Genomic DNA, 18080 nt, shown 5'->3' with positions numbered 1-18080 from the left:
ATCCGGATGCGGACGGAGCGCGGCAACGCGGGCCGGCAGGGCGCCGGCGTCTCCGGGATTTCCGGCGGCACCTTTCGCTGTCTGCTGGCCGGCGCGGTGCTGCTGTCGGCCGTTTCCGCGGCCCAGGCCAGCGGATGGGACTGGTGGAAACGCTCCTCGCGCAAAAAAAAGAAACCGGCCGCCGCAGAATCCGCCGAAAAACCCGCAGAGGCGGTCGAATCCCGGCCGGAATTGCCCGCGCTCCCGCCGATGCCCGCGGTTTACACGACGGCCCCCGGGCGGTTTGAAATCGTTTCGTACGACGCCGCCGCCGGTCATGCCGGCCTTGCGTGGGGGAATGCCGCCTGGGCTGCGCTCGCCCGTCCGCTCGGGTTGCCGCCCGCCTGGCGGGAACCCGTCCGCGTGTGGCTGGTGCCGGCGGAGCAGTGGACTGCGCCCGAGCCGATCCTCGTCACGACCGAGATCAACGGCCTCGTCCGGGCCCGCATTCGCCGGGCTCCGGAGGGAAACCATCTCGACCTCGACGTGCGCCGCGGTCTGGCGAGAGCGCTGCTTGTCCGCCAGGCCGTCTCCTGGCACGGGGCGGCCCGCCCGCTGACGATTCCGCTCTGGCTCGAATACGCCTGCGCGCAGCTCATCCTCGAAAGCGCCCGTCCTGCCATGTACGACGCCTGGCGGCAGGAGGCGGGCGAACTCGACCTGGCGCCGCGGCTCGAAGTGCTCCTGCGCCGTGGCGCGCCCGGCCAGCCCGCCGATGCCGCCAGCCTGCCGCCGTTTGCGGCCGCCGCGAAGCCGTTGATGGCATGGCTGGAAAGCAGCGTCGGCCGGCGCGACCGCTGGTTCGATTTCCTGCGCCGGCTCACGGCCGGTGACGATCCGGCAAAAACGCTCGCCGACTTTTGCGGCGAACGCTGGGCGGACAACCGCGAGCGCGAACTCGCCTGGCAGACCGGCTTCGAGATCGAGCGGGGCCGCAAGCAGCTCCCCCTGCACACGCCCGCCGAATCCCGCCTGTGGCTGCGCGACTATTACTGGCTGGCCGCCCGCAATAGGGATGCCGGACGCGACGTGCAACTGGCTCCTGATGACCTGTACGCCGTCCGGCAACAGCCCTGGGTGAGCGAGTCGGTGGCCCTGCGCCTCTCGTTGCTCGAACCGCAAATCCCCGCCATCCATCCCTTTTATCGCAACGCCGCTCTCTCGCTCGGTCGCATCTGGACGGCGGTGCGCGACGGCAAGGAAAAGGATTTTCACGCTGCCTGCGCCGCCTTTGTCGAAGACATGAATATCGCCCGCGATCTCGAGGACGAAACCGCCGACCTGCTCGACGCGGCCGAATAGAAGGCCGGAAATTCTGAATATTCCACCCGTGCTCTCCACCTTCCTCCCGCCCGATTTCGATGCCCGCCGGCCCGTTGCCCTGATTTCGGGCAAGGGCCTTTATCCGCAACTCGTGGCCCGGGCCGTGCGCGAGGCCGGCGTGCCGTTGCGCCTGGTGGCGTTTGACGAAGAGACGCCGCCCGAACTCCTCGCCACCTTTCCCGAGGCCGAGCGCCGCACGATTCTCGTCGGCCAGCTCGGCAAGATGTTAAAATCCCTGCGTGAACTCGGCGCCGGCTACGCCCTCATGGCCGGCCAGATCACGCCGCGCCGCCTCTTCCGCGGGCTGCATCCCGACCTGAAGGCGCTCGCCATCCTCTCGCGCCTCAAGCGCCGCAACGCCGAGACGATTTTCGGCGCCATCGCCGCCGAAATCGAGGCCATCGGCGTCCGCATGCTCGACGCCCGCTCCTTTATCGACGCCCACCTCGCCACGCCCGGCGTCATGACCAAAGGAAAATTTCCCGTGGCCCGCGAGAGCGTCGATCACGGCCTGCATATCGCCCGCGAGTGCGCCCGGCTCGACATCGGCCAGGGGTGCGTCGTGCGGAAAGGCACCGTCCTCGCCGTCGAGGCCTTCGAGGGCACCGATCCGATGTTGCGCCGGGCCGGCGAGTTCAAGACCGACGAGGCCGTGTTCGTCAAGGTCGTGAAAGCCGGGCAGGACTACCGTTTCGACGTGCCCTGTTTCGGCCTGCAAACCCTGGAAAACATGCACGCTTCCGGCATCAAGGCCGCCGCCATGGAGGCCGGCCGCGTCATCCTCCTCGACAAGCCCGCCGTCCTTGCCCGCGCCAACGAACTCGGCATCAGCCTGCTCGGCGTCGGGTGACTGTGGAAATGACGAATGACGGATTACGAATGACGAATGAAGCGGCGCACGCGGGAGTTCGGGGAAATTTGTAATCCGTCATTCGTCATTTATCCTGAAGCTTGCGCCCCGCGCCACACCTTCGCACGTTACGCCCCCATGCAAAAGGACATCCTTCCCGTAGCAATCAAAGGCGTCATGCCCACGGCCAACGGCTGCGCACTCTTTCTCGGTCCCGAAGAAAAAACCTTTGTCATCTACATCGACCACTTCGCGGGCAACGCCATCCAGATGACGCTCGAAGGCGCCAAAAAGGAACGTCCGCTCACCCACGACCTCATCGGCCACATCCTCACCGGCCTCGGCGCGCGGCTCGATCGCGTGATCATCAACGACGTGCAGGAAGGCACCTTTTTCGCCCGCATTCTCCTCGTGATGGAAAACGAGCTCGGCAAGAAAATCGTCGAGATCGACGCCCGCCCCAGCGACGCCACCGTCCTCGCCCTCCAGCAGCAACGCCCCGTCCTCGTGTCGCGCAAGGTCCTCGATGCCGTCGACGACATGACCGAAGTCCTCGAACGCGTCCGCGAGCAGCAGGCCGCCGCAGCCGCCGCTTCCGAAGGCGGAGACGAAGATGATGACGAGAGCGACGACGACGATGAGGACGAGGACGACGACGACAGCATCTTCGGCAACGAAGGCGAGGACGAGGACGACGACGACAAAACCAAATAACACCCGCCCTCTCCTCCGCATCCGCCCTCTCCATTCCCGTTCGTCCCATCCCTCTCATCTCTCCCATTCGTCCCATTCCCGCATCCTGCATTCCTGCATGCTACCCGCCCCCGTCATTCCCGGCCAGCCGCTGACGGCGCTGGCCCCGATGCAGGACGTGACCGATCACCCGTTCATGCACGTCATCGCGGGGACCGGTGCGCCCGATTATTTCTACACCGAGTTTTTCCGCGTCCACTCGCAATCGCGCCCGGAAAAACACATCCTGCGCTCGATCGACGAAAACGACACCGGCCGCCCGGTGTTCGCCCAACTCATCGGCGAGGACCTGCACCATCTTGCCCGCACCGCCGCCGAACTCCTTCGCCATCCCGTGGCCGGCATCGACCTCAACCTCGGTTGTCCCGCGCCCAAGGTTTACAAAAAAAACGTCGGCGGCGGCCTGTTGCGCGACCCCGGCCGCATCGACGAAATCCTCGGCCTCCTGCGCGCCACGGTCCCCGGCCTGTTCACCGTGAAGATGCGTATCGGGTTCGAAGATACAAAAAACTTCGACCGCGTGCTCGATCTCGTCAACGCCCACCGCGTGGACCTGCTCGCCGTCCATGGCCGCACGGTGAAGGAGATGTACCGCGGCGAGGTGCATTACGACTTCATCGCGCATGCCGTCCGCCGCGTGCGCTGCCCGGTCCTCGCCAACGGCAACATCACGTCCGCCGGCGCCGCCGTGCGCGTGGTGCGCGAGACCGGCGCCGCCGGGGTGATGATCGGCCGCCACGCCATCCGCAACCCGTGGATTTTCCGCCAATGCCGCGAGGCCTTCGCCGGCCGCGCTGTCACGCCGGTCACGCTCGGGGACGTGCGCCGCTACGTCACCGACCTGTATGCGGCGACCGACGCGCCCGGCATCCCCGAACGCGCACGCGTCAACAAGATGAAAAAGTACCTCAATTTCGTCGGCCAGAGCGTGGACCCGGCCGGCGCCTTTTTGTCCGATATGCGCCGCGCCCAGAGCGAGACGGAGCTTTTTGCCATCTGCGACCGCCATCTCCTCGCCGACCCCGCGCGCCTCTTCGCCGACGAGCCGTACCCCGGCGTCATCGCCCGCCCCAACTGTGAAACCCCCGATCCGGGAGCCGCCGACGGCTGTTCGCTCGAAACCGTGACCGGGTAGGGCGTTTCCACCGATTCTCCCGCCCGCGTGCCGGCAGGCGACCCCCCCCGGGGGTGGGTCGATGACGGGCAAGGTCACCTAAAGGCTGGCCTCGCCCGCTCCGCTTCGCCAACGTCGTTGCCACTGTGATCGCCTCCGTTGCTTTCCGTAACTTCAAGGCCCTGCGGTCCACGCAGATCGCCCTCTCGCCCTTCACCCTCATCATTGGCCCCAACGGCTCCGGGAAAACGAGCCTCATCCAGGCCGGCATGCGTCTGCGCACGCTCGCCCGCCTGCCGCTCCGCGAGCCCGCGTCCGCTCCGGCCGATCTGCGCGACGACGCGCCCGAAATCATTTTCCGCTTCGATCCGCCGCATTCCGGTCTCGAAGCCATTCTCACCTGCTCCACCGACAATGTCTGCGACCTGCTCGAGGTGCGTCCGCTCCTCACCGGCGAAGGCGCTGACGACTGGGCGGGCCTGCGCGAACGGCTGCTGGGCATGCGTTCGTACCTGTTCGATCACGCCGCGATGTCAGCGCCCGCGGCGGCGACCGATCATGGCGAACTGGCGGGCGACGGGCACAACCTCGCCGCGGTCCTCGCCCGCCGCGCGGCCGAACATCCCGCCGCCTGGACGGCGTTGCGCGGGGAATTTCTGAGAATTTTTACCGAGTACGAGGATATCGAAACCGCGGACAACGACGACGGCCACACGGTGCTCCTGCGCTTTCGCGTCCGCGACGAACCGGGGTGGATCACCGCCGAGGACGTCTCGCAAGGCACGCTCTACGCGCTCGGCATCCTCACGCTTGCCTGGAATCCGGAACCGCCGTCGCTCGTGTGTGTGGAGGAGCTCGATCGCGGCATCCACCCGCGGCTCCTGCGTGAACTGCGCGACGCGCTTTACCAGCTCAGCTATCCGCCGCCGCCCGTCGCGGGCGATGCGGGCTCCGTCGCCGGCCGGTCGCCGACGCAGGTCATCGCCACCACGCACTCGCCGTACCTCCTCGACCTGTTTCGCGAGCATCCCGAGGAGGTGGTCATTGCCGAAAAACACGGGCGCGCGGCCCATTTTTTCCGGTTGTCCGACCGCACCGATCTGGCGGAGCTCCTCACCGGAGCCTCGCTCGGCGACCTGTGGTATTCCGGCATTCTGGGAGGCGTACCCGAAGAACGCGAATCGTGATGCGCCCCCCGAAACTCGCCCTCCTCAGCGAGTCACCCGCCGACGAGGCGGCGCTGGCCGTGCTCGTCGAAGCCGCGCTCGGGCAACCGTTCACGCGCGTTTACCCGCCGCTGCGCGCACGCGGCTGGCCGTCGGTTGGCCAGGTGTTGCCCTCGATCATCCGGCACCTGCATTTCAACACCGATGCGGATGGCCTTGTCGTGGTCGTGGACAGCGACGACACCGTCGTCCATACCCCTGCGCACGACGAGCCCGGCCATCATCATCCCGGCTGCCGGATGTGCCAGCTTCGCGCCGTGTTTCGCCAGACGACCAAAAAACTCCCGCTGCGCGGGCGCCGCGCCGGCCTCCTGCGCGGCGTCGGCCTGGCGGTGCCCGCGATCGAGGCCTGGTATCTGTGCGGCCGTGACGCGGCCGTCACCGAAGCCGCTTGGGTGCTCGGGCAGGAAACCGGAGCGGCGCCCTGGACGCGGCGCGAACTGAAGGCCCGCGTCTACGGTACCGAACGTCCGTCGTTGCCATGGATGACGGAATGCGCGCTGCGCGAAGTCCGCCGCCATGCGAAAGACCTGCGCCGCATCGAGCACGATTTCCCCGGCTTCCACGCGCTCTCGCGGGACTTGCGGGAGTGGAAAGGAGGCGAAGCGTGAACGGATCCTTCCGCGTTTTTGCGGTCATGCTTTTTCCGGGGCTGGCCGCCTTGGCGCTCACCGCCCGCACCTGGACGGATACGCAGGGGCGTACCGTCGAGGCCGGGTTTGTGTCGGCGACAGAGACGACCGTCACCATCCGTCGCGATGACGGACAGTTGTTCCGCCTCGAACTCGAGCGACTTTCCTGGCCGGACCGCGACTGGGTGGCCGCGCAGGCGGCGCCGAAACCGGCCTGGGCCAAGGATCCGGGAGAAGGTATGCCGGGAAGAACAATCGACCCGGTCAGGGAGATCAATCCGCTGCTGGGCCTCGAACTGTTTGCCGATGACAACCTGTGGGACGACGAACCCGGCGCTGTCGCTGCGCGCCTGCGGTTGCCGGAAGAAGGGAGGACCAGGCTGTTCGAGAGTTACCGGGTGTATCCGTCGCGTCCGCTGACGATGTTGGGAGCGCAGGCTTACACGCTGAGCCTTCATGCCGGCGAGGGCCGCATCGCGGACGTCACGATCGTGTTTGCCAACCGCGGCGATTATCCGGCTTTTGTCGGGGAGCGGGCCGGGCTTGTGGTCGTTGGCAAGAGTTCGCGGCGTGAATTTGACCGGGCACTGAAGGCTGATTTCGAAAAAATCTCCGCCGCGCTTTCCGCCCGGCTCGGCGAATCGTCGCGCGAATTTTCAGGGAGTGCTTCCGATCGCGGGGGCAACAGACTGTCCTGGCTTTACGGGGACACATGTTTCCTTCTCGACTACAACGAGGAACAAATGGTGTCGCTGAAGATTGTTCCGGCCCTCCGCAGCGCGGAACCGCGTCTGGCCAGCGAGCAACTGCGCAAGCGGCTGGAAGCCGGCATCACCCGGCGCGCTAATGGCGACGTGATTCTGGACCAGGTGCCGATGGTCTCCCAAGACCCGAAGGGGTATTGCGTGCCGGCGACGTTCGAGCGGTATTTGCGTTACCTGGGCATTCCGGCCGACATGTACGAACTGGCGATGGTCGCCGATACGAGTTTCGGCGGCGGGACCACGTTTTCCGGCATGGCTTGGGGTATCAGCCGCTATATGCGTCGTCAGCGTCAGGGGCGCAGCTTGGAAAAAGCGCCGCTGAAGCGGCTCACGCCCGTCGCGCTTTCGAGCTACATCGACGACGGTTATCCGGTGATCTGGGGGCTGTTTTCGACGGAGGACTTCAACCGCGTATCCAACGAACACACACGCGCCCGCGCCGGAGCGACGGACTGGGCGGCATGGAAAAAGACGGTCGCTGCGACGGCGAAGGGATTCACCGGCACCCGGGCCAACGCGCATGCGTGCCTGCTCATCGGCTACAACCGGGCGACAGACGAAATCGCCTTCACCGATTCGTGGGGACCGGATTATGCGGAGCGCTGGGTGCCGGCCGAGGTCGCGCAAAAAATCTCGCAGGACGAATACTGGATGATCTCGCGGTGAGCCGGGGGGGGCGGGCGGATCGTACGACCCGGTGTTTCACTGCCGTCACGCATTCCGGAGGCAGGGGCGTCGCTTGCCGACGCCCGCGCCAGCCGGACGAACTCGCGAATGACCAAGGTATTCGCGGGCGTCGGCAAGCGACGCCCCTGCGGTCGATCCGTGTAACGTCAGTGTTTCACTTCGATCTTCGCGCCTTGCGGCTGGCCGATCTCCTGGAGGAGCGCGCCGAACCAGGGGGCGCCGGTGTCGAATGGCTTGCCGCCCTTGATGCGGGGGAACTCGATCGCGCGGAGCACGCCGCCCTGGTCCTCGTCGTGACCGATGACGCCGCTCTCGCGGCGCAGGGCGCATTCGACGGCGAGGTCGGTGCAGCTCTTGATGAGGCGCAGGTCGTCGATGTTGGCGGCGGCGGCGCGCGCGAAATAACCGCTCTTCTGCACGAGGGTTTTTTCGGCGCCGAGCATTTTGGCGAACTGGTCGCCGAACCATTTGCCCGGATTGATGGCGTCGAGCTTCACGTGGCCGAACGCATCGCGCGGCACCTCCTGGCCCTTGGCCTGCATTTCGGCGATGATCGACTCCACGCCGGCGCCTTCGGAGATGAAGATATTTACGTTGTCCGTTTCATCCATGACCTTCCGGAGGCGGGCGGCCTCGGAGGCGATATCGACGGCCATTTCCGGAATAAACACGGCGTGGACCTCGAGGTTGGCGCGCGAGAGGCCGAGGCCGGGAACGAATTCCTCGCGGTCGAGCAGCTTGCGGTATCCGGCGGCGGTGGCGGCGGTGAGCCAGCCGCAGTTGCGGCCCATGACCTCGTGGATGATGAGCATGCGCGGGTTGGCGTTGTGCTCGGCGACGACATTGCGGAAGTAGCGCGCGCCCTGTTCGGCGGCGGTCCAGGCGCCGAGGGACTGGCGGATGGGATAGACGTCGTTGTCGATGGTTTTGGGCAGGCCGATGACGATGAGGCCGTAGTTGTTTCGGGCGAGGAAGGCGGCGAGGTCGGCGGCCGCGGTGTTGGTGTCATCGCCGCCAATGGTGTGAAGGATATCGACGCCGTCCTTGATGAGCTGGTCGGCGGCGACCTTTTGCGGATCCTGGCCTTCCTTGACGAGGCCGCGTTTCACACAGTCCTTGACGTTGGTGAGTTTGACGCGGCTGTTGCCGATGGGGCTGCCGCCGTGGCGGTGGAGGATGGCGGCGTTGGCGCGTTCGGCGGGACCGATCTTGTAGCTGTCGCCGAGGAGGAGGCCTTTGTAGCCGCCGCGGTAGGCGATGATCTCGATATCGGGCGCGATTTCGGTGTAGCGCTCGACAAGTCCGCCGACGGCGGAGCTGAGGCAGGGCGCGAGGCCGCCGGCGGTGAGGAGCGCGACTTTCTTGGGACGGGTGGAGGTTGCCATACGTGAGGAAATCGCAAAACGGGGCCGATGCGTCGAGCGCGGAGACTGCGCAGTCCTTGCTCAGCACGAGTCGGTGAATGTTTTCGGCCGAAGGGCGGGCGGGCAGGGCCCCGAGGGGGGAGGGGATAATATTTGTTTTTTGGAAAAGTTTGTCTTGCACGAAGGGTGACGGGACCTAGGTTGCCCGGCTCTTTTCGTTCTTTTGGCCAGTCATTGATTTTCCGCGTCCCTATCGTCTAGCCCGGTCAGGACACCACCCTTTCACGGTGAGAACCGGGGTTCGAATCCCCGTGGGGACGCCACTTTGCAAAGCCCGCAATTTTCACGAGTTGCGGGCTTGTTTGTTTTTCAGGGGAGGGGGAGGTCGATTTTTCTGCGAATTCGGATAGCTGTGGAGAGCCGGATCGGTTACCGGTTTCCGGCGTATGCCTATCGTCCCCGGACTTCGCAGCCCCTTTCACAAAGTCGGCCGGCTGGTTTATTTCGCCCGCATGATCGACAAGATCCGTCTGCACGTCGCCGGTCGCCTGCCGGCGGATTATCTGGATAATCTCGGCGATGCGCGGCCGGGCCTGTTCGACGCGCGCTGCTGCCGCTTTCTCGGCGTGGCTTATGCGGATCTGCGCGCCCGGGCTCTGGAGGAACGCGACGACGAGGCGCTGCTGGCGTGGTGCCACGAGCGCGGCGCGAAGCGCAGCGACGAGGAATGCGAAATCTGGAACGCCTTCCTGTCGAAACGCGGCTGGCGCGACGAGGCTGCGGATATGGTCCGGCAGCGCGCGCGCGAGTCGGGACTGGAGGACCGGCCGATCGAGACGATGTTCGATTATCTGGATTTTGACGAGGGGCGCGACCCTGCGGTCTCGCGGGCGCTGGACCGGCCGGGCGCGATCCGGGTGATCGTCGTGATGGGCGTGGCGGGCAGCGGCAAGACGACGGTCGGTCGCGCCCTGGCGTCGGCCCTGTCGGCGGCGACGGGCGCGGCGGGTGGCTGGAGTTTTCTGGACGCCGATGATTTCCATCCCGAGGCCAACGTGAAAAAAATGGCATCCGGGCAACCGCTCACGGATGCGGACCGGGAGCCCTGGCTGGCGGCACTGCGGACGAGGCTGACGGAGATGGCTGGGCCGGCGACGCCGGCGGACCGCGCCGGCGCCGGAATCGTTGATTCCGGGAAGCACGCGGTGCTGGCCTGTTCGGCCTTGCGGCGGAGCTACCGGGACACGCTGGCGGCGGCGGGGCCGCGAGGCGCGGTGGCGTTTGTCTGGCTGAAGGCGACACCGGCGACCTTGCACACGCGTCTGGAGACACGGGCGGCCGGGGGACGGCATTTCATGAGGGCCGTGATGCTGGAAAGCCAGCTCGCGACGCTCGAATCGCCGGCGCGGGGTGAAGCGCTGGCGGTGGAAACGGAGGCGGCAACCGTACCGGAAATCGTGACGTCAATCCGGCATGGGCTGGGTCTCGAAGGTTACGCGGACCCGGCGGCAACAGCACAGGCATCAATCCTCAAACCAGGCGGCAACGCATGAAAATCGGTATCGATGGCGGTGGCACCAAGACGGAACTCATCCTGGTGGATGATGCGGGCGAGATCGTGGCGCGTCATGTGGCGGCAGGTTGCAATCCGAACGTGGTGGGCCCGGACCAGGCGCGCGCGATTCTCGACGAGGCGATCGACGCCTTGCTCGCGCAGGCAGATGGTCCGGGCGCCGACCAGCCGGTGCAGCACACCTTGCTCTGCATGGCGGGCGCGCCTGCATTCTGGCGCGAAGTGGCCACCGGGCTGGACGGACTGGGGCGCGTGGAAACGTGCGACGACTCGCGTCCGGTGCTGGAACTGGCGACGCAGGGCGGGCCCGGCCTGGTATTGCATGGCGGCACGGGCTCGTTCGTGGCCGCGCGGGGGCGGGATGGCGAGGTGCACTACGGCGGCGGGCTGGGCTGGCGGCTCGGCGATGCGGGGAGCGGCTACGATCTGGGCCGGCGGATGCTGTCGCGGGCGTTGCTGGAGTTGCAGGGCTGGATGGTGCCGACGCGATTGTCGCAATGCGTGCGGGATTTCACCCACCTGATGGAGGAACCGGCGATCAAGCGTTATTTTTATCAACATGCGGAGCCGAACCGGCAGATCGCGACGCTGGCGCCGGTGCTGCTGCGCCTCGCCACCGAAGGGGATGACACGGCGCGCTGGCTGGTGACGGAATCGTGCGGTGAGCTGCTGACGCTGGCGGTGACGGTGGCGGACCGGGTGTTTCCGGGCGAGGAGCGGGGAGCGCTGGTCTGTGGCGTGAGCGGCCCGGTGCTCACGCACCCGGTGGCGATGGAAGCGTTGCGCGTGCAGTCTCCGTTCACGCTGCGCGCCGTGGCCGGGCCACCGATCGAAGGCGTGCGGTTGTTGCTGGGCAGGCTGGGCGCAGGCGGACGCTGAAATACGCGGTGCGACCGTGTGGTGCGGGCGTCTCGCCCGCAATCGTCGCCGCTCCGCAACGTGGCACGGGCATCTTGCCCGTGTGCGTTGCCTCTCCGCCACGTACGGAAACAAACCGGCGGCGCTGCGCGCCGTCCACGGGCAGGATGCCCGTGCCACGCCGGAAGCGGGCGGGACGCCCGCGCCACTTTCCGGGCCTGCGTAATACCAGAGAGTCAGCTTTTCTGGCGGTCGGCGTTTTTGAGGTAGGTCGCGATTTCGTCGAGGATGGCGGCCTGATCGGGGGCGAAGAGGAAACGGTCGCCGCCCAGGGTGTCGTAGGCGGACTGGAGGACGGCCACAGGCGGTTTGCGCATCTTGAGGAGTTTCCGGATGCTGCCAGCGAGTTCGCCGGTCTGGCCGAGCTCGATGTCGAGCTTGACGAGGCCGGAGAGCGCGGCCTGGTTGAGCGGATCGCTCTGCACGGCGTGGACGAGGACTTCGCGGGCTTCGGATTTCGCGCCGACGGTCACCAGCCGGTTGGAGACGGCGACGAGATTTTCGGCGCGGACACTGGACTGGTTGAGAAAGTTCTTGAGGAAGGCGTAGGCCGGGCCGGTTTCCCCGATGCCATAATTGGCGATGGCCTGAAGACCGTTGAAAACGGAGGCGTAGCGGGTGCTCCACTCCGGATTGTCGGCAAGGAGCTTCTGGACGGTGGCGAGAGCTTGCCGGTATTCTTTCGCAACGACGTAGGCCTCGACCGTCATGAGGGCGGCGCCCTCCCAGTTGAGATTGCGGGCCCTGCAGTGATCGAGGACGCGCCTGGCGAGTTCGGGACGGCCGGTGTTGGCGGCAAAATCGGCGAGGGCGAGCAGGGTTTCGGTGTTTTCGGGAAAGTCGCGGAAAATGTCGTCGATGGTCGTCTGGACGCGCGTCTTGTCCTTTTCCTTGTCGTAGACGTAGAGCAGATCGATGCGGGGCCGGGGGCGGTCGGGATAGGCGAGTTGCCGCAGCAGGCTGGTCTGACGCAGTTCGGATTCCTGGCTGGCGTCGCGCAGGTAAGTGACAAGCTGGCCGTAAACCTCTTCATCCGTGGGGATCTGGCGGGAGAGTTCGCGGAGAATGGCGAGGGCCTGGTCGCGCTGGCCGCGTTCCCAGGCGATGCGGGCATTGAGGAGAATGCCGTCGCGCATGCGGGAGAGTTCGAAGGTAGTGAGGATGTCCTCGGCCTCGTCGTAGTTACCACGATAATACGCGGCGGTGGCGTGGGCCAGGGCGATGAGGCGATTGAGCGGGGTCGGCTCCGTCTGGCCGCGCAGCAGGCGCCCGGTGAGCGCGACAACGGCATCGTCCTGCTGTTGCTGGAAAAGGAAGGTGAAGAGCGTCTTGAGGTAATCGGTGTCGGCGTCGGTCACCTTTTCCGGGAGGCCTTCGACCAGGAGGTCGCGAGCCAGCTCGGGGCGGCGGGCGGCGAGATAGAACTGGGCGAGGAGCAACCGGCCTTCACGGTTGCCGGGAGCCTTGGCGACGCCGATGCGGAGGCTCGGCAGGGCCTTCCCCCATTCGCCTTCGCGGATATACTCTTTGGCTTTTTCCACCATGTAGTTCCCCCGGCCGACCTCGTAGGCCTTGCGCTGGGACGGCATGAAGATGAAAAGCATCTGGCGGTAACGGACCTCGGGGAAACCTTGCCGGTACTTGACGAAAAAATAGAGGCCGCCTGCGAGAGCGAACCAGCCGCCGACAAGGAGGACGGCGAGCAGCACCAGCAGGTTTTTCCAGATAATGCGCAGATGCCGGGTCCCGCCGGTGAGAGTGAGCCGGAAGGGCGCCCAGGAGCGCGGCCGTGAGCCTGACGAGGAGGAGGAGCGGGTCTTCATGCCGGTTATCGATGGAAAGCGAAGGCTGGGTTATGGTTGCAAGTGGTCCTTATCTGCCGGATACGGACGGTGTCAGTTAAAAGAAGAGTGATGGAAAAGGCAAAATATGCCTTGCGCCAGCAGATTGATTGCATTTGTCTCGAACTTGCAGGTCAGAACCACCATTCAGGATTAAAGTAAGTAACAAAGAAAACTACCACATGAAAGCACGGACGATAATGTTTGTTGCCGCGCTGGCGTTCACGCCGGTTGCGGGTTTTTCCCAGGCCGATACCACTTCTGTGACTGCGGATGCCACGATTGCCGACGCAGTCGCTGCTGCCTCGGCGGCTCTCGCAGCCGGTGATACCGCTGCCTTGCAGGCTGTCTTCGCCAGCAATCCCGACAACGCTGCCGCCATCGCCGCCGCTGTTGCCAGGGCCAATCCGGCCAGTGCCGCTGCCATTGCCGCCGCCGCCGCCGCCGCAGTGCCTCCCTCTCAGGCCGCGTCGATCGCAGCCGCGGTTGCTTCAACTCTTCCTCCCACTGCCGACATTTCGGCTTTCGTCAACATTGCCACTCAAGTGGGTAATGCCCAGCCGAGCGTTCGCGCAGATGTCGCCGGTGCCGTTGCTCTTATCGCCGGTGGAAAGGGCCTCAGCATCAGCGCAGTTGCCCAGGCTATCAGCACCGCCTCCGATGGTTCGTTGACCGTTGCCCAGGTCACGCAAGCGGCAAATTCTCCGGAAATCGCCGATATTGCTGCTAATTTGCAGGGAGAGAGCCAAGGAACCAGTCCGGGTTCACCGGGACGCGTTTTTGGGAGTCTGGACGGTCTTATTCCTCAACCCAATCCGAGTGCGACCGTACCGGTAAGTCCTGCTCTGTGAAGAGGACTTGACTGCCGATCATCTGCGACCTACACGTTCTCCCAGCTATGAATCAACTTTACAAATTAGCAGCCATCCCCGTCGTTCTTACCACCTCACTTGCAGCTGCCCCGTTTCTCTCCATTGGAGATAACGCCGAGCTTTTTGTCACTGCCAAGGCGGGTTTTCGCTACGAAGATAACATCTTCCTGACTGATAGTAACAAAGAGGATGATTTCTCATTCATCGTTGCTCCAGGGCTGGAGTTGGTTTTTGGCAAAAATTCTCTCTGGAAGGGTACTCTCAATGCTGCTCATACGTGGACGGAGTATTTCGATACCGATGATGTCGACTCCGACCTGACCACGGCCAGTTTTATCACCAGCTATGACGGGATTCGCTGGAAAATTAACGTCTCTGCCGGTTATCGGGAAATTTACCAGAATTCCCGTGATACACTGGACCCGCTCAATCCCAACCGCCTCGTCCGCCGCAATGTAACGACGGCGGCTGGCAATGCCGAATACCTCCTGACAGAGAAAAGCAAATTCTCACTCGGAGCAGGGTATTCGGATACTCACTACAAGACAAACGGTTACAGTGATTCAACTGATTATTCGGTCCCGGTTAATTATTATTATGGAGTTACCGAAAAGGTCGACTTGAGTGTTGGTGTCCGTTACCGCCACAGCGATGTAGATTCAGGGTCCAATACGGATAATTACTACTTCAACGTTGGTGCCCGTGGTGATTTCACTCCCAAGCTTTCGGGTCGTGCTTCGGTCGGTTATAATCTTCGTACCTACGATGCCAGCAATCTTGATGACACTTCGGCCCTCGGTGCTGCGGTTGGCCTGACTTATGCTTATTCACCCAAGACCAGCTTTACACTGGATCTCGATAATGATTTCGGCACAGCTTCCAATGGTGCTGGCACTGAAGTGTTTCACGTCGCATTGGGTGGCCAGACCCAGCTCACTACCGAGTTGATGACAGGTGCCTCGGTTTCCTATGATTCAATCGATTATTCGAGGACCTCTCGTTCGGATGATTTTTATATCTTTGCCATCTATGGTAATTATGTAATCAATCAATATTTCAACCTGACTGCCGCTTACAATTATCAGTGGAATGATTCCAATATCAATGTCTACGATTTCAAGGCGAATGTCGTTTCTCTCACCTTGTCCTTCCGTTACTGATATCGCTTCCTTAAAGCGGGTTAATATCCACTGATTTGTCTTCGAAACGGAGGAGGATTTTTTATCTTCTTCCGTTTTTTTTCTCTCTGAAAGCCATGTGCAATATTCTTAAAATAGTAACACTCATCGCTCTGGTGATGGCAGCGGTTTCCGGAAAAGCCCAGGAGGAATCGACTCCTCCGCCTCCGGAAAGTATCAAGGATTATGTGCTGATTCCTTCCGACCTCATCCAGGTCAAGGTCTTTCAGGAAGATGATTTGACCCGCGAGGTGAGCGTCAGCCGGAATTACACGGTCTCGTTGCCTCTGATCGGCGATGTCAATGTTCGGGACAAGACAGTACGCGAAATCGAAAAGGAAATTCGCGTTCTTTACGAGAAAGACTACCTGCAAAATCCGCAGATAACGATCATCATCCTCCGTTATGCCGAGCGAGTGGTGAATGTCATCGGATCGGTCAATCAGCCAGGCCCGGTTCCGTTTCCCCAGGAAAAATCACTTACCTTGGTCGAGGCCATTGCCAGAGCGGGAGGATTCAGTCGCTTGGGCAATCCCAAAAACGTCACCTTGACGCGGACCGATGATAATGGCCAGAGCCGCAATTACGTCATTGATGTCAGCAAGCTTATAACAACCAACAGTTCCAGCAATGCTTGGGTATTGCGACCCAACGATGTTATTTTTGTAAGAGAAAAAATTCTTTAATCTGCGCATGGACTCTCAAGCGAAACAACCCAACCCGTCCGATGGTCGGGCTGAATACGGTTATGGTGGCTATAACGAATATCCGGGTTACGGCAATGAAGCCTCCGGTCAGCGCACGCTTTCGGATTATCTGCTGATTCTGAGAGAGCGTATCTGGTATATCGTCGTCGTATTTCTCGTTATCTTCTCGTCGGCTCTTGTGTACACTTTCAGCCAGACGAAGATTTTCAGCGCTTCGGCCACTGTTCAGATCATGCGACGCACTGCGGTTACGCTGCCAACGCAGAATCCGATCGATAATAATGTTCTCTCAACCGAGGACATGAATACGATGGTCAAGATTTTCGAAAGTCCGACCATCATCCAGAAGGTCTCGGAGCGTATCACTGGCGATGAACTCAGGCGTTTTATGCAGCCTTATGAAAAAGGCCGCTTCGGCGATCCGCTTACCCCCTTGGAGGTCTTGGGTCAGAACCGCAGTATCATCCCGTTCCGGATGAGCTTGCTGGTTGCGATTGAATACAGGCATCCGGACCGTCTGATTGCAGCAAAGGTTGCCAACCTGTTCCTTGAGGAATTTGTCCAGTTCAATACCCGTCAACGTGTCGATGAGACATTCGGCATTCTGGAAGATCTCAAACTTCGGGCCGAATCACAAAAGAAGAAGGTCGAGGATCTCAACCGACAGATGCAGGCCTATCGGGAAAAGTATAATATGGGATCTTTGGACAAGACCAAAGACATCCAGACGCGCAAGCTGATGGAGCAAGGTTCCCTGGTGACGCAGTCCGGAGCTCGTCTCAGCGAGGCGACCGTACGTTGGCAACAAGTGGAGGATCGCATCAAGGCCAACGGTGATCTGCTTGAACTGCCTTTTATTGCCAACAATCAGCTGGTCGCTCAGCTTGCGTCGCAGGTCGCGATGCAAACAATCACGGTCAAACAGTTGCGGGAACGCTATAAGGAAAAACATCCCAGGATGATCGAGGCCAATAACGCCCTCACTCAGGCTCAGCTTGAGCTTCAGAAAGCGCTCAAGATTGCTGCAGAGTTGACCAAATCGGAGTATCAGACGGCTTTTAATGCAGACAAGGAAGCGCGTGGAGCTTTGGCCCAGATCGAGCGGGATTCCCTCAATATGGACAAGATCGGGGTCGATTATCAGATGCTGGAGCAAGACTTCCTGATCAACCGCGAGATCCTCGACCGGACAATCGGACGTATCCGTGAAATCGATCTCACCTCCACCATCGAAGGGCAAAATGTCCAGATCCGGCCTATTTCCCGTGCTGTGCCAGCGCGAGAAGACGAATATGTCGAGCCGCGCATCGTGTTGAATCTGGCCGGTGGCTTTATTCTCGGTATCGGCTTCGGCCTGGCGTTTGCCTTCGTCGTCGCGTTTATCGATGATCGTGTCAAAAGTTCGTTCGATATCGAGTCCGTCGTTGGTCTGCCACTGCTGGGTGTGATTCCCCAGATCAAAAAGATGGACCAGGCTGACAAGGCCCAGGTTGCCCTGAACAATGCGGACCGCCAGGTGGCGGAGGCATTTCTCACTTTGCATTCCAGTTTGCGTCTGCGTAATGACAGTAAAAATGCCCAGACTTTCCTCACGACGAGCACCGTGCCCGGCGAAGGCAAGTCGTTCACAACCACGAATCTGGCCCTCACCTTTGCCGCGCACGGAGACCGGGTGGTGGTGGTGGACTGCGACTTGCGCAAGCCGAATATCCACAAGTCATTCCGCCGCGAGAATCTGAAGGGCGTAATCGATGTTTGTGCAGGTTCGGCGACGATCGATGATGTGGTGATGCGGGATGTGCATCCCAATCTGGATGTCATTGCTACGGGAGGGCGCGCCAAAAATCCGACGCAAATCCTCAATAGCAAAAATTTCGAGATCATGATTGCGGAGCTGCGCAAGCGCTATGACCGTATCTTTATCGATACGCCTCCGCTGGCTGCGGTAAGCGATGCCCTGATTATCCTGCCTCTCGTCAGCGGATCGATCTTTACCATCTTCTTCAACAAGGTGCGACGCAAAGCCGCGCAGCATGCAGCCCGCAAGCTCCTCGAATCCAATGTACCGGTTTATGGTGCCGTCCTTAACGGACTGAATCTGGCTGTAGCGGGTTATTATTATGCCCAATACTACGACAAATCCTACAAGGATTATTATGTCATGACCGAGTCCGAAGAGGGCGAGGATACCGCAGAGGCGGACGACAAGGTCCCGGAAATGCCGACCTCCCGCTCCTGA

At 62.3% G+C, this 18080-nt stretch carries 14 protein-coding genes and 1 tRNA gene; 13 read left to right on the top strand and 2 right to left on the bottom strand.

Translation table 11 applies throughout. The features are described 5' to 3' along the window. The first annotated feature begins 6 nt into the window (after positions 1-6). From OPIT5_03105 to OPIT5_03075, 7 genes are all read left to right on the top strand, one after another. Entirely contained in the window at positions 7-1341 is a 1335-nt protein-coding gene (locus OPIT5_03105) for a hypothetical protein (GenBank protein AHF89405.1), read from the top strand. 28 nt (positions 1342-1369) lie between these two features. After that, complete coding sequence (locus OPIT5_03100) at positions 1370-2212, top strand: hypothetical protein (protein AHF89404.1); 843 nt, start codon at positions 1370-1372, stop codon at positions 2210-2212. A 138-nt stretch (positions 2213-2350) separates the two neighbouring features. Next, positions 2351-2926 (top strand): hypothetical protein, encoded by a 576-nt coding sequence (locus OPIT5_03095; protein ID AHF89403.1) that lies wholly within the window; start codon positions 2351-2353, stop codon positions 2924-2926. A 97-nt stretch (positions 2927-3023) separates the two neighbouring features. Beyond that, a complete protein-coding gene (locus OPIT5_03090; GenBank protein AHF89402.1) occupies positions 3024-4100 on the top strand; it encodes a dihydrouridine synthase in 1077 nt (358 codons plus the stop codon). A gap of 125 nt (positions 4101-4225) precedes the next feature. Next, the gene (locus tag OPIT5_03085) at positions 4226-5266 is read left to right on the top strand and encodes an ATPase (protein ID AHF89401.1); all 1041 of its coding nucleotides are present in this window, start codon (positions 4226-4228) and stop codon (positions 5264-5266) included. After that, complete coding sequence (locus tag OPIT5_03080; protein ID AHF89400.1) at positions 5266-5916, top strand: hypothetical protein; 651 nt, start codon at positions 5266-5268, stop codon at positions 5914-5916. The genes OPIT5_03085 and OPIT5_03080 overlap by 1 nt, the downstream gene beginning before the upstream one ends. A gap of 26 nt (positions 5917-5942) precedes the next feature. Beyond that, complete coding sequence (locus OPIT5_03075) at positions 5943-7367, top strand: hypothetical protein (GenBank protein AHF89399.1); 1425 nt, start codon at positions 5943-5945, stop codon at positions 7365-7367. Between the two features lie 167 nt (positions 7368-7534). On the opposite strand, the gene OPIT5_03070 is transcribed toward OPIT5_03075, so the two are convergent. Beyond that, the gene (locus OPIT5_03070; protein AHF89398.1) at positions 7535-8773 is read right to left on the bottom strand and encodes a pyrophosphate--fructose-6-phosphate 1-phosphotransferase; all 1239 of its coding nucleotides are present in this window, start codon (positions 8771-8773) and stop codon (positions 7535-7537) included. A 225-nt stretch (positions 8774-8998) separates the two neighbouring features. Between OPIT5_03070 and OPIT5_03065 the strand changes: the two genes are divergently transcribed. Further along, a tRNA-Glu gene (locus OPIT5_03065) sits at positions 8999-9075 on the top strand. Positions 9076-10301: 1226 nt separating this feature from the next. Then, complete coding sequence (locus OPIT5_03050) at positions 10302-11204, top strand: ATPase (GenBank protein AHF89397.1); 903 nt, start codon at positions 10302-10304, stop codon at positions 11202-11204. A 215-nt stretch (positions 11205-11419) separates the two neighbouring features. Here the strand turns inward: OPIT5_03050 and OPIT5_03045 are convergent, their stop codons facing one another. Beyond that, positions 11420-13066 (bottom strand): hypothetical protein, encoded by a 1647-nt coding sequence (locus OPIT5_03045; protein AHF89396.1) that lies wholly within the window; start codon positions 13064-13066, stop codon positions 11420-11422. A 200-nt stretch (positions 13067-13266) separates the two neighbouring features. Between OPIT5_03045 and OPIT5_03040 the strand changes: the two genes are divergently transcribed. From OPIT5_03040 to OPIT5_03025, 4 genes are all read left to right on the top strand, one after another. Beyond that, positions 13267-13935, top strand: a complete 669-nt coding sequence (locus tag OPIT5_03040) for a hypothetical protein (protein AHF89395.1) — start codon at positions 13267-13269, stop codon at positions 13933-13935. Between the two features lie 47 nt (positions 13936-13982). Then, on the top strand, positions 13983-15116 hold the full coding sequence (locus OPIT5_03035; GenBank protein ID AHF89394.1) for a hypothetical protein: 1134 nt from the start codon (positions 13983-13985) through the stop codon (positions 15114-15116). 95 nt (positions 15117-15211) lie between these two features. After that, complete coding sequence (locus tag OPIT5_03030; GenBank protein ID AHF89393.1) at positions 15212-15820, top strand: sugar transporter; 609 nt, start codon at positions 15212-15214, stop codon at positions 15818-15820. Positions 15821-15827: 7 nt separating this feature from the next. After that, a complete protein-coding gene (locus OPIT5_03025; GenBank protein AHF89392.1) occupies positions 15828-18080 on the top strand; it encodes a sugar tyrosine-protein kinase in 2253 nt (750 codons plus the stop codon).

This window comes from Opitutaceae bacterium TAV5 (assembly GCA_000242935.3).
Taxonomy (GTDB): domain Bacteria; phylum Verrucomicrobiota; class Verrucomicrobiia; order Opitutales; family Opitutaceae; genus Geminisphaera.
Note: the sequence above shows the minus strand (reverse complement) of the source record. Positions and strands in the feature narration are given on the sequence as shown.

Bases quoted from the DNA above. Each gene is read 5' to 3' on its own strand.
- OPIT5_03105 (AHF89405.1), top strand. From the start codon at position 7: ATGCGGACGGAGCGCGGCAACGCGGGCCGGCAGGGCGCCGGCGTCTCC.
- OPIT5_03095 (AHF89403.1), top strand. From the start codon at position 2,351: ATGCAAAAGGACATCCTTCCCGTAGCAATCAAAGGCGTCATGCCCACG.
- OPIT5_03090 (AHF89402.1), top strand. From the start codon at position 3,024: ATGCTACCCGCCCCCGTCATTCCCGGCCAGCCGCTGACGGCGCTGGCC.
- OPIT5_03080 (AHF89400.1), top strand. From the start codon at position 5,266: ATGCGCCCCCCGAAACTCGCCCTCCTCAGCGAGTCACCCGCCGACGAG.
- OPIT5_03075 (AHF89399.1), top strand. From the start codon at position 5,943: ATGCTTTTTCCGGGGCTGGCCGCCTTGGCGCTCACCGCCCGCACCTGG.
- OPIT5_03070 (AHF89398.1), bottom strand. From the start codon at position 8,773: ATGGCAACCTCCACCCGTCCCAAGAAAGTCGCGCTCCTCACCGCCGGC.
- OPIT5_03050 (AHF89397.1), top strand. From the start codon at position 10,302: ATGAAAATCGGTATCGATGGCGGTGGCACCAAGACGGAACTCATCCTG.
- OPIT5_03045 (AHF89396.1), bottom strand. From the start codon at position 13,066: ATGAAGACCCGCTCCTCCTCCTCGTCAGGCTCACGGCCGCGCTCCTGG.
- OPIT5_03040 (AHF89395.1), top strand. From the start codon at position 13,267: ATGAAAGCACGGACGATAATGTTTGTTGCCGCGCTGGCGTTCACGCCG.
- OPIT5_03035 (AHF89394.1), top strand. From the start codon at position 13,983: ATGAATCAACTTTACAAATTAGCAGCCATCCCCGTCGTTCTTACCACC.
- OPIT5_03030 (AHF89393.1), top strand. From the start codon at position 15,212: ATGTGCAATATTCTTAAAATAGTAACACTCATCGCTCTGGTGATGGCA.
- OPIT5_03025 (AHF89392.1), top strand. From the start codon at position 15,828: ATGGACTCTCAAGCGAAACAACCCAACCCGTCCGATGGTCGGGCTGAA.